This window comes from Methylocaldum sp. RMAD-M (assembly GCF_017832375.1).
Lineage (GTDB): Bacteria > Pseudomonadota > Gammaproteobacteria > Methylococcales > Methylococcaceae > Methylocaldum.
In genome coordinates, this window is record NZ_JAFIBZ010000016.1 from 18,250 (window position 1) to 28,752 (window position 10,503).

The 10,503-nt window shown below is 61.9% G+C and carries 12 protein-coding genes and 1 pseudogene; 3 read left to right on the forward strand and 10 right to left on the reverse strand.

Translation table 11 applies throughout. The features are described 5' to 3' along the window. Window positions 1-23: 23 nt before the first annotated feature. From JOD69_RS15285 to traL, 3 genes are read right to left on the reverse strand one after another with little or no spacing between them, the layout of a single operon-like run. Window positions 24-932: a type-F conjugative transfer system secretin TraK gene (locus JOD69_RS15285; RefSeq protein WP_156881491.1), complete on the reverse strand. Its 909-nt coding sequence runs from the start codon at window positions 930-932 to the stop codon at window positions 24-26. Then, entirely contained in the window at window positions 929-1,534 is a 606-nt protein-coding gene (locus JOD69_RS15290) for a TraE/TraK family type IV conjugative transfer system protein (RefSeq protein ID WP_086133875.1), read from the reverse strand. Before JOD69_RS15290 ends, JOD69_RS15285 begins: the two co-directional genes overlap by 4 nt. After that, on the reverse strand, window positions 1,531-1,812 hold the full coding sequence (gene traL, locus JOD69_RS15295) for a type IV conjugative transfer system protein TraL (RefSeq protein ID WP_210024036.1): 282 nt from the start codon (window positions 1,810-1,812) through the stop codon (window positions 1,531-1,533). Before traL ends, JOD69_RS15290 begins: the two co-directional genes overlap by 4 nt. A 67-nt stretch (window positions 1,813-1,879) precedes the next feature. Here traL and JOD69_RS15300 point away from each other — a divergent pair, with 67 nt between their 5' ends. The 3 genes and pseudogenes from JOD69_RS15300 to JOD69_RS15310 form a co-directional block, all read left to right on the forward strand. Continuing rightward, complete coding sequence (locus JOD69_RS15300; protein ID WP_348529964.1) at window positions 1,880-2,347, forward strand: YbjQ family protein; 468 nt, start codon at window positions 1,880-1,882, stop codon at window positions 2,345-2,347. Window positions 2,348-2,752: 405 nt separating this feature from the next. Beyond that, on the forward strand, window positions 2,753-3,379 hold the full coding sequence (locus JOD69_RS15305; RefSeq protein ID WP_210024037.1) for an IS607 family transposase: 627 nt from the start codon (window positions 2,753-2,755) through the stop codon (window positions 3,377-3,379). Beyond that, window positions 3,376-4,397, forward strand: a pseudogene (locus JOD69_RS15310) (transposase); the annotation flags it as partial. The gene JOD69_RS15305 and the pseudogene JOD69_RS15310, both read left to right, overlap by 4 nt. Window positions 4,398-4,626: 229 nt before the next feature. Here the strand turns inward: JOD69_RS15310 and JOD69_RS15320 are convergent. The 7 genes from JOD69_RS15320 to JOD69_RS15350 all read right to left on the reverse strand — a co-directional run bounded on the left by JOD69_RS15320 (window position 4,627) and on the right by JOD69_RS15350 (window position 10,426). After that, window positions 4,627-5,985 (reverse strand): Fic family protein, encoded by a 1,359-nt coding sequence (locus JOD69_RS15320; protein ID WP_210024040.1) that lies wholly within the window; start codon window positions 5,983-5,985, stop codon window positions 4,627-4,629. A gap of 109 nt (window positions 5,986-6,094) precedes the next feature. After that, a complete protein-coding gene (locus JOD69_RS15325; RefSeq protein ID WP_026608639.1) occupies window positions 6,095-6,559 on the reverse strand; it encodes a helix-turn-helix domain-containing protein in 465 nt (154 codons plus the stop codon). Between the two features lie 586 nt (window positions 6,560-7,145). Next, window positions 7,146-7,643 (reverse strand): TIR domain-containing protein, encoded by a 498-nt coding sequence (locus JOD69_RS15330; protein WP_156881492.1) that lies wholly within the window; start codon window positions 7,641-7,643, stop codon window positions 7,146-7,148. After that, the gene (locus tag JOD69_RS15335; protein WP_210024041.1) at window positions 7,601-8,239 is read right to left on the reverse strand and encodes a 7-cyano-7-deazaguanine synthase; all 639 of its coding nucleotides are present in this window, start codon (window positions 8,237-8,239) and stop codon (window positions 7,601-7,603) included. The genes JOD69_RS15330 and JOD69_RS15335 overlap by 43 nt, the downstream gene beginning before the upstream one ends. Beyond that, window positions 8,236-8,949 (reverse strand): hypothetical protein, encoded by a 714-nt coding sequence (locus JOD69_RS15340; protein ID WP_156881493.1) that lies wholly within the window; start codon window positions 8,947-8,949, stop codon window positions 8,236-8,238. Before JOD69_RS15340 ends, JOD69_RS15335 begins: the two co-directional genes overlap by 4 nt. Next, window positions 8,946-9,926, reverse strand: coding sequence for a hypothetical protein (locus tag JOD69_RS15345; RefSeq protein WP_210024042.1), 981 nt, complete (start codon window positions 9,924-9,926; stop codon window positions 8,946-8,948). The genes JOD69_RS15340 and JOD69_RS15345 overlap by 4 nt, the downstream gene beginning before the upstream one ends. A gap of 2 nt (window positions 9,927-9,928) precedes the next feature. Next, the gene (locus tag JOD69_RS15350) at window positions 9,929-10,426 is read right to left on the reverse strand and encodes a DUF4231 domain-containing protein (RefSeq protein WP_210024043.1); all 498 of its coding nucleotides are present in this window, start codon (window positions 10,424-10,426) and stop codon (window positions 9,929-9,931) included. Window positions 10,427-10,503: the final 77 nt, after the last annotated feature.

A 10,503-nucleotide genomic window follows, 5' to 3' on the forward strand; every position in this document is an offset into this window, starting at 1 on the left:
CCACCAACCTTGCACGAGCCCCCTCATGGCATCGCTCCGTCCGTCAGCAGGGACGGCCGCGCCGCGGTTTCCTCATCCGGCGCCCGCCGTCGCGCGATATAGAGCTCGGTGGCCTCGCCCGGCGCGAGAACCACCCTCGGCCAGGCCGCCACCGCCAGGACGCCGCCGTCGAGATCGGCGCAGGTCCGCTCGTCGATCTCGATCGTCTCGCGTCCCCGGTTGCTGGCGACGCCCACCAGGATCACCAGGTCGCGGCCTTCCAGGGCCTGGCCGGTCCGGGTCTCGAGCGCCGGCTGGCCGCACCGGATCGTCTCCGAGCGGTCCGGCGCCCTGAGGTCGAACCCGCGCGGCGTCCGTTGCAGCCCGAGTTCGCGAAAGATCGCTTTCAGCCGGGCCACGTACGCCGGCGGATCGGCTCCGGCCGAACCGGCCCCGGATTGCGCCTGGCGCTGCAGCTGGCCCAGGGTCTTGTACGCGTCCGGATCGAGGCCGAGGCGGATTTCCCGCGCGGGGATCCGTTTCGGGATCAGGGTCAGCGACAGCGCAAATTCGGGGTTGTCACCCGGCGTCAGATAGAGGGTCACCGGCGTCTCGTCGGCGGGCGCGACATACACGACCCGGCCCTTGGTTTGGGTCTGCGCATTGGAGACGGTCGTCACCACCGGGTGCTCGAACGGCGTGACGATCCGGTTCAGATGACCGAGCGCGACCGGCAGCAATTCATTGACGCCGGGCGACACCCGCACGGTCTCCGGCGTCAGCGTCGCCGGTTCCTCGGTCTCGGCGTGACGGACGGCGTCTTGCAGCGCCCTTGCCGATACCGGCAGGAGCTCCACCGCCTGGGCGGGGTCCGGTTCGGCGCGGAGCGGCAGGGACAGGCTCGCCAGGAGGGCGAACGCGAGGCGGTTTAGGTTTCGCGTCTTGGCGCTCATGACTTGCCCTCTGTGTTCGACGTCGCTTTCAAGCGTTGCAGGGTCTTCGGCTCGTCCGGGTAGACGTCGATGTAGTCCAGCCGAGGCCGGTAGTTCTTGATGCTGAGCACGAATTCGTAGGTGCGCCGGCGGACGTCCGGATGGCTATTCGGTCCCTGGCTAGTCAGTTCGCCGGAGACGAACACCTTGTTGGTCTCTTCCTCGAACAACACCTGGCGCGGCCGAAAGCTGATCGTCACCCGGTCCATCTGGATCGCCTTGATCTGCTCGGCCATGGCGTCGAGCACGGTGCGGTAGATGCTTGGGGCCAGAATCGGCTCGATGGCTTCTTTCAGAAAGTCGGCTGTCGCCGGCGTCACATTGCCGAGCAGCTCGGCAAGATACAGTCCCCAGGCTTCCTTGTACTCGCCGGAGGCCTTCGAGCGGGTGATGTCCACCTCGTGCGTGAGCGTCGGCGGCACGAGCACGATGCTGCGTTCGGTACGCCAGGCGGCCAGCGAGGTGATCACGCCGATCGCGAGCAGCCCCAGGATGACGAGGCGGCCAAAGCGGTTCTCGGCTTCGATGCCGTGCCAGGTTTTCAGGAAGTCCGACAATCTCACGGCAGATACCTCCGGATGAACGGATTCGGGATGGTGACCGCCCGGCTCGGCAGCAGGCCCAGCCAGTAGGCGGCATGCAGGGGATAACCGTCCGGCCGGTTGTCGCGAAAGCGGCGGTAGAACTTGACCGCCATCACGCCGATCGCCACGGCGAGGATTAGTTGCCCGATCAGCATGCCGCCGATCAGGCAGGTGACGAACGCGGCCATTTCGTCGGCCGGCCACAAGATGAGATGAATGGGGTCGTCGATGTGTTTCGGGAGCGAGACGGGTTCCACGGAGGACCTCCTTTCGAATCGGATGGCCCTATTCTGGCGAAACTGAACCGCAGCGGCGTTGCAATAAATGGCCGAAATCGGAACTTTGTGCAGCGTCGGACGCTTTTTTCGCGGGCATAATCGGCTCATGTCGTTTCCGTCGGAGAAGCTCCTCATGATCGTCGCCACCACGCCCACCCTCGAGGGTTTTCGCATCACCGAGCATCTCGGCGTCGTGTCCGGCGTCGCCGTGGAAGGCCTGGACGCCGTCCGCGATCTCTTCGCGGCGTTCCGGAACGTTTGGGGCGGACGGAGCCGGGGGTACGAGAAAGGTTTGGAGGACGCCCGCGAACGGGCGCTGCTACAGATGGTGGAGCGAGCGGGGGCCGCCGGCGCCAACGCCGTCATCGGCGTCGCGATCGACTACGAATACATCGACTTCAAGCCGAAAGGCGGCATGGCCCTGGTCGGGGTTTCGGGCACGGCGGTTCGGGTCGTCGCGGAGAAGGTGTCCGACGGAGACGGTGGGAATGGATTCCGGATCGGCGGCGGTTGAGGAAGCCCGAATGGTTGCCGCCGTTCGGGCTTTTCATTTTCTCTTTGACATCCTCCCCGCCCTGAAGGACGGGGAGGATGTCAAAAATGCTGCTTGCTGCTGCGAAAAGCGGGGGTTGACAAGGCTGTGATCGTCAGATGGTCGAGCGGTTCTTCTCGTAGATTGGTCACCGATTAGGCCGTTCAACCGCGTCTGCTTTCCGGGGCCAGTTCGATTCCTGAAACGGGACCAATCTGCCGGAGCAGATTGGCGCAGCGAGGCTGCCCGCAGGGCGAAGGCCAGGGATGGCCTGAGTGAATCGAACCCGCGTCAGGCAGATCGCTTTCCCCCCCCAGAACGGGGGCTGTTTCGGGGGTTTAAACAGTTTCATGGAAATCTTATTAAAGCTGTGCAATACGCTCCAATGTGGAGAGATTCGTAAGCATAGGTGAAGCCGCTTCGGCGCTGGGCGTGTCGATCACGACCCTGCGCCGCTGGGAAGCGGCGGGCAAGCTGGTCGCCGAACATACGGCGGGCGGCCATCGCCGTTACGACATGTCGAAGCTGCGCCCGGAGATGTTCCGCTCTGAAGCGGACGCTCAGCGCCGCACCATCGCCTACGCCCGCGTCTCCAGCCACGACCAGAAGGACGACCTGGAGCGGCAGAAACAGGTGCTGGAACTGTACTGCGCCCGCCAGGGCTGGACATTCGAAGTCATCGCCGACCTTGGCTCAGGGATGAATTACCACAAGAAAGGCTTGAAACGCTTGCTCGATGCCATCATCGACGGCGAGATCGGGCGTCTGGTCATCACCCACAAGGACCGGCTGGTGCGCTTCGACGCGGAACTGGTGTTCGCCATCTGCGAGGCGAAAAATGTCGAAGTGGTGAGTCTCAACCAGGGTGAAGACACGACCTTCGAGGAGGATTTGGCGAAGGATGTGCTGGAAATCATCACGGTGTTCAGCGCGAGGCTCTACGGCAGCCGCTCGCGCAAGAACCAGAAGCTGCTGAATAGCGTGAAAAAGGCCGTGGAGGATGCGCAGGCATGATCATTGCCCACAAGATCGCGCTCGATCCGAACAACGCGCAGGCGACCTACTTCGCCCGAGCGGCGGGCACGGCGCGATTCGCCTACAACTGGGCGCTGGCCGAATGGCAGCGCCAGTACGATGCGTGGAAGGCGGACAATACACTGCCCAAGCCCTCGCAGGCCGCGCTGCGCCGTCAGTTGAACGCCATCAAGCGTGAGCAGTTCCCGTGGATGCTGGACGTCACCAAGAATGCTCCGCAAATGGCGATTATTCAGTTGGGCGAGGCGTTCAAGAATTTCTTTGCCGGTCGCGCCAAATATCCGAAGTTTCGCAAGAAAGGCGTTCACGATCGCTTCACTCTCACCAACGACCAATTCACAGTCGAAGGCTCCCGCATCCGCATCCCCAACCTGGGCTGGGTGCGTAGCCATAAGTCGTTGCGCTTCAACGGCAAGATTCTGTCGGCCACGGTCTCCCGTGTGGCCGACCGCTGGTTTGTCAGCATCGCCGTGGACACCGAAGATCCGCCGAAACGCAAAGCCGAAAGCCAAGGCGTTGTGGGTGTGGATCTTGGTGTGTCCGCATTGGCAACGCTCTCGACGGGAGAACCGCCCATCCCCGGCCCCAAGCCCCACAAGGCGCTGCTGAACCGCTTGCGCAGGCTCTCCCGCAGCCTGTCCCGCAAGCAGAAAGGCTCCAACAACCGCCAGAAGGCAAGGCGAGGCTGGCGCGGCTTCACGCCCGCATCGCCAACATCCGGGCCGATGCCTTGCACAAGCTCACGTCCGATCTCACGAGCCGGTTCCACACCGTCGGCATCGAGGACTTGAGCGTGCGAGGCATGATGGCGAACCGCCATCTGGCCCGCTCCATTGCCGACATGAGCTTTTTCGAGTTCAGACGGCAACTGGAGTACAAGGCTGAACGTCGGGGCGGGCTGGTGGTGATCGCCGACCGCTGGTTTCCGAGCAGCAAAAACTGTTCGGTCTGCGGTTCGGTGCAGGACAACATGCCGTTATCCATACGGCAATGGATTTGCCCGGATTGTGGAACCACCCACGACCGGGACTTGAATGCGGCAAGAAACCTTGCCGCATACGCGGCGAGTTCCGCCGTGTCAGCCTGTGGAGAGGAAGGCTCTGACTCGGGTCGCAAGACCGGAGTGAAACCGGCCTCGACGAAGCAGGAAATCAGCGCTGAACCAGTTTAGATACGTCTGAACAGGTTTGGATAGGTCTGATAGAACGGCAAACGCAGGGACGGATTCACACCTGCCGCTGGCTTGACTGCCATTGTGCAAACTCGGAGGGACGCAACCCGTAGCGTGCCAGCACACCCTCGTGCAACCGCCGCAGTTCATCGATCACCAAGGCTTCGACATCGTCCCTGTCGGCGCCGAGGTCGTGCCCCGACAGGCATTCATCGATGACGTCGAGCGGCTCGCGCTCGGGCTGCCGGACGACTTCGCGGACCGACTGCTTGATGACCTCGCGCCATGCCAGCCGCAGTGGGTCGGGCTCGGCCAGATCCTGCTTGATGGCGAGATACTCCTGGGTCGAGCGGTCATAGGCCCAGACATACAGGTCGCGCAACAACTCCACCCGGGTCATTTCGTACACACCGAGCACAGCCCGGCTGTACGCCTGCTCAGGCACGTCGAGAAAGGTCAGCGGGCATAGATTGGCGCGGATCAGCGGCAGGTTCGCCGCCAGCCGCGAGGTCCGTTTGTTGACGTCGGCAAAGGGCTGCAAGTAAGGCAAGTGGACCATCACGAAAAAGGACTGCTCGAACGGGTCCTCGATGCGATGCGCCTTGTCCAGCAGGAGGTCCAGCATCTCCTCGATCTGGGCGGGCACGGCCAGCGGGCGATAGACACTCTTGCCGATCTCCACCCCATGCCGGCGCAGGCGGCCCTCATCGGCGGGATTGGGCAGAAGGTTTTCCGACAGCGCACTGTGCAGGTTGAGCAGCGTGAACCGGTTGAATCCGGCCGTGTCGGCGTTTTCGACCAGAAACTCGATGGCCGCCTTGTGATTCAGGATCATCTGCGTCTCGATGGCGGCCTTGCCCTGCGCGGCCCGGCCGTGCTCGATCAACTCCCGGGTATCGAGCCGGGTGTAGGTGTTGCCTTCAAGGTGGCTGGATGCCCAGGACAGATCGATCAGAAGACGGTTCAGGACAGCGCGGCCGTAGGTACCGGCCGGTAGCATCGATTGGCCGGTATCCCCCATCTTGCGCAGCTGTCGCCGCAATGGATCCGGAAGATACCAAGTGCGGTTGGGCTGGTAGGCATCCAGAAAATCGCGCTGGTAACCCACCGGCTTGCGGGCCGTGAGCGGCTGGTCGACATAGGCGAGAATGTCGCGGCTGTCGGCGGAAAGCGGGATGCGCCGGGGGAAGATATCCTCAGCGCCGGATGTGGGCGCAAGGGCTATAGCCGCGACGGTGTAGCGACGTGCCCGCCCCACGCCCAAGGCCTTGATCCGGCCCTCAGCCATCAACTCATTGAGCCAACGCTGGGCCGTCCGGCGGGCAAGTCCCGGATGTCGCGCCAGGATGGTGGCGATGGAGAGGCCCTCGGGGGCAGATTGAATGCTTTTCAGCAGCTCTTCTGGAGTGGGCATGGGGTGCGTGGCGCGATTTAGCCGTTTCGTGGCGCAATTATGGCGCGTAAAACGGAATCGCGCCAGTGGATGTGGCGCGATTCGCGCCGGGCTCTGGCAAAAACCCTTTTCATTCATACCCCATCTTGAGCGCCTGGGCCTGCTCGGCCAGGGCGTCGAGGGCCTTGTGGCGTCCGGCGTCGATCCGCTCCTTGTGGGCAATCACGTCCTGGTAACGGACGCGGCGGTGGGTGCCGATCTTGTGGAACGGGATCTCGCCGCGCTCCAGCAACTGCACCAGGAACGGCCGCGAGACATTGAGCACGTCCGCCGCCTCCTGCGTCGTCAGCTCGGCATGGATCGGAATGATGCTGACCGCGTTGCCCTCGCCGATCTCGGTCAGGACATCCACGAGCAGCCGCAGCGCCGACACCGGGACGCGGACCGGATGAGGCGCGCCCTTGTCGTCGAAGATCTCGATTTGCTGGGTTTCCGCGCGGGTCTGCAGGAAGGCGGATAGCGCCCGGCCGCTCTCACGGGCGATAGCAACTTCTTCGGCCGTTGGCAACGAATGGGTGGGCGAGAGTGTGGTCATGGCAGCCTCCTGGGAGCTTCAAACAGCGTCATGGGAGGCAGCATAACCGAAATAAACGAAAAGTCGAAATATTCGAAACGAGATGGGGCGGCGCTGTCCGCGTGGCAGCCGTCAACCTCAACCTTGGCTCGTGGGCGGAACAGCGCCTTCATGGACGCCTGCCAACTCGTTCGGAAGGAGACCAAAATGGAAGTCGTTCATCTCAACCAGAAGCAACTGGCCACCCGCTGGCCTGCCTGCCGGCAGGCAGGGGTGTCAGCGAGGCCCGGCTTCCGCGCTGGCGCAGCGAGGGGATCGGTCCCAAGTTCCTGACAATTTCGCCGGGAGCGAAATTGGACAGCCGGAGGCTGCCCGCAGGGGGTGCGCCACGGATGGCGCACATCAAGCTCTGCGGCCGGGTCCTCCCTGCCTGTCGGCAGGCAGGTACCGCCAGATCGACATCGAAGCCTACGAGGCGTCGTGTCTGGCGACATCGACCAAGTGCTGCGGCGCCCGCGTGGGCGCAGAGTGACGCCTGTTGTTGTGTTGCGTTTTGTCGGTATATATCAGCAAGTGACGACGTTTCTTGAGGCGGAACGGCTCAGTATCACCGGTTCTTTCTCGCCTCAGCAATGGCGTTCATCAGTTCCTGGTGCGACCACTTCACCGTCTTTAAGCCATACGTCTCGAATGCCGCAGGGAGTTGAGCTGGTGGGGCGTCGCCTTTGTAAATGCCGATCACGCCCTTGCCACGCTTGAGACTCTCGGTGATTTCCCATTCGACCCACTTGCTTTTGGCGCTGTCAGAGGTCAGGTAGACCGCTGTCACCGATGCTCGATTGATGCGCTCGCGGATTCTCTGCTTGATGTAGTCCTCATTCTCGCTGTTGACGGCCTGCTTCAACGAAAAGTCGTCAAACTCCAGTTCGCTCTTCTCGTTCTTGGCCTGTCCGCGGAGTAGATTCACCGCATCTTCGTCCTCGAAAGCGAAGCTGATGAATACGTGACAGCCGGTATCGGCCGGTGTCGTGAGCGTTTGCTTCGCCTTTTCTTCGAGTTTCTTCAGATCAGAACTTGGAATGCTTCCGCCGCCACCACCGCCCATTTTTCAACCCCCTTTCTGAGACCGATTTCAAGACATGAAATACAGTGCCCGCAGGGCTCGCCTCCGCCCACGTGGCACGAATACGTTCCGGAGATCCCCTTCTCCTGCGCCAGTTTGATGACATCAGCCTTGCTGAACTCAGCAAGAGGTGTCACGACCCTGATTCGACGGCCAAGTGCTGCCTCGATGGCGCGTTCCGCCTGTGCGAGGAATTCCGATCGCTGGTCTGGAAACAAACTGAAGCGTTCAGCAAGCAGGCCGATGGACACGGTAGGCGCGCCCACCTGATATGCATAGACACTGCCCATCAGCAAGAACATCAGGTTGCGCCCCGGCGTGAAGGCATCCTCGTTAACGTCCAGGCTCGTGGAAGTCAGTCCGGAATGAATCACTCGGCCAAATCCCGACACATCCATTCGGGTTGGCGTAGGCAGTCGCAGCTGCGCGTGAACCCGCTGGCAGGTGTCCCACTCCTTTCGCGCAGCCCGCTGGCCATAGTCGATAAACAGCGGATACACCTCCACGCCTTCTTCGCGAGCCATTACACCAATCAATGTTGAATCCAGCCCGCCGGAAACCAGATTGACAAGGCTCACCAGATTGCCTCCCGCTTGGCGACCCGCATCGTGACCCACATGGCCAGATCGACGCAGCCGACCGAATGACCGAAGTCGGCTGCCACACGCTGAAACTCCGCCTCAATCTGTTCGTAGCTCGGCAACCGTGATAAGGCACTCGGCTTGGGATCAATCCCCCGCGCTAGGCGCAGGTAGTCGAGGATGTGGGTGTCCAGTACCGCGAGTTGGGCGGAGTACCCGACGCGGCGTAGGAAAAGACTTGCTTGCTTCGGGCCGAAACCCCAGACCTGCTTCACCAAGATCTCTCTGGCTTCGCGCGCCGATCCGGCCGAAAACAGAATCTTTCGCAGGGACTGACCTTGGTCCCGCATTGTGGTCAGGGTGGTTGCCAACAGCGAGGCCAACCGGTTCCGGAATCGGGGGCGGACGTGCTGAACTTTGCCGTCCCGTTCTATCGCGAGAGGTTCGGACAAGGCCGCCCGCAAGCATTGTTCATACTCGGCGCCGCTTCCTTTGTATCGTGAGACCCGGAGCAATCCACGGTCCCTGATCTGCTCGGCGGCGGCCTCGGCGACCTCGAACACCATCTGGCTGCTGAACATGCAGACGCAGGCTTCGTGCAGCAATTCCTCTTCCGTGCGAAGGTTCCAATCTCGAATACCCCGGTCGTTTCTCCGGACCTCGGCGCAGAGCACCCGGATTGTTCGGTCAACGGCTGTCATGTTCATGCTGCAGCCTCCCAGCCAAACGCCTCGGCACATTGGCTGAAAACGTATGGCGGAAAATTGAAGCGGCAGAAATTGAGGCCATCGCCCTGGTGGATCGCCTGGCGCAGGCGCTGCATCCAGTCTGCGTAGAACGTCAGGTTGTGAGCCAACGTGCGGGCATGAAACGAGACATCGCCGTCGCCCCACGCCGTCTGCCGCCGAAAAAAATCCGACTGGGAGAGGTGGAACAAGAGCCCTGTATCGTGATCGACCACCGTCTGGCACCATTCCAGACCGTCAAAACTGTCGGCACCGGCCCCTGCATAGAGCGCGATCGAGATAGGATTGCCCGTGCCGAGGAGATGAAGACCGACGTAGCGCCCGTTGTCATCGAGTGCCTTACGCAGTGCCATCACCGACCGGGTGCGCTCGAATACGCCGCTACCCAAACGTCGTTCGGCAACGGCGATCATCGGTACTTGGGTCTCCTGCGCGACACGTGCACACAGCTCCGGCAAACTTTCCGGGGTTCCATGCACGATGGGCACAATCACACGGTCTCCGGCGGCGATCTGATCCTGTCGCCAGCGTTCAACTACCAACCCGACGTGGGCATCCGCATCAGCAGGCGGATTCTGCTCATCGAAGCCAAAGGCGAACGTGCAGGGAAAGCGCCTCAGCACTTCGTGGAAATCCGCTTGGCGCCAACTTACCTGCTCGTCCTTCCAATAGCTTTCGTAGTTGCCGGAATCCATCAACACAGTAGCGCCGGTGTCTTGGGTAGCCGTCAGCCAGTACTCAAGGCCATCACCGTTATGCGAGCGACCCAGGTCAAAGGCGGATACCAGGAACTGCTGGTTCATGTCACGCAGCGAGTGCAGCGCCGCCAGGTATTCAGACGGTGCCAGCGCGGTCTTGACGGTGGATACAGAAGGGAAGAATACGGGCATCGCCAGCCGATTCCCGCCCAGGGTGATCTCCTCCAGCCGGGTGATCATCGTCACTTCGCCTCCTGCTTTTGTGCCGATACAACGCGCCGGGTTTCGTTGAACCAGTTCGCGTGCTCGGTCGAAACGTGCTCCTCGACGCGCTCGGCGAGAGCGATCAGCCGCTCGGGCTCAGGCTGCCCCTTATAGGGTCCTGCCGCGGAAAGGAACAGGAATTTCTCGTGCTTCAGGCGTTCGGCAGTGGCGCGATAAGTAACCCAGAGGGTCGAATACTGGTTCATGTGCTGGACCCCCTCCAGAACTGCAATCAGCGCGCCGGCAACTGAGGTGACCCACTTGGCATACATGGGATCAAGATGACTCAGCACAGGGATCAGCACCGCCAGGCTGATCTGCACCAGCTTCAGCCGCTTGTACCACTTCTGGCATTGCGTACTCTTGGTGTCGTACCACTGGAGCTGGTCTTCCAGCCGATGCCACGCCGAGTGTTCGGCCACCGCTTCCGGCATAGTGCCCTGGTTCTCCTGGCGACCGCCCTGGCTATCGATCATCCCCCCTCCTGCGGCATACTGGTTCAAATATAGACAAGTTTGCCGTATCCTTGCCAAGATTACCACCGTTGCCGGCC

Bases quoted from the DNA above. Each gene is read 5' to 3' on its own strand.
- JOD69_RS15285 (WP_156881491.1), bottom strand. From the start codon at position 932: ATGAGCGCCAAGACGCGAAACCTAAACCGCCTCGCGTTCGCCCTCCTG.
- JOD69_RS15330 (WP_156881492.1), bottom strand. From the start codon at position 7,643: ATGGGCGGTGGTGGCGGCGGAAGCATTCCAAGTTCTGATCTGAAGAAA.
- JOD69_RS15300 (WP_348529964.1), top strand. From the start codon at position 1,880: ATGGCCGAAATCGGAACTTTGTGCAGCGTCGGACGCTTTTTTCGCGGG.
- JOD69_RS15325 (WP_026608639.1), bottom strand. From the start codon at position 6,559: ATGACCACACTCTCGCCCACCCATTCGTTGCCAACGGCCGAAGAAGTT.
- JOD69_RS15320 (WP_210024040.1), bottom strand. From the start codon at position 5,985: ATGCCCACTCCAGAAGAGCTGCTGAAAAGCATTCAATCTGCCCCCGAG.
- JOD69_RS15350 (WP_210024043.1), bottom strand. From the start codon at position 10,426: ATGATCGATAGCCAGGGCGGTCGCCAGGAGAACCAGGGCACTATGCCG.
- JOD69_RS15340 (WP_156881493.1), bottom strand. From the start codon at position 8,949: ATGAACATGACAGCCGTTGACCGAACAATCCGGGTGCTCTGCGCCGAG.
- JOD69_RS15345 (WP_210024042.1), bottom strand. From the start codon at position 9,926: ATGATCACCCGGCTGGAGGAGATCACCCTGGGCGGGAATCGGCTGGCG.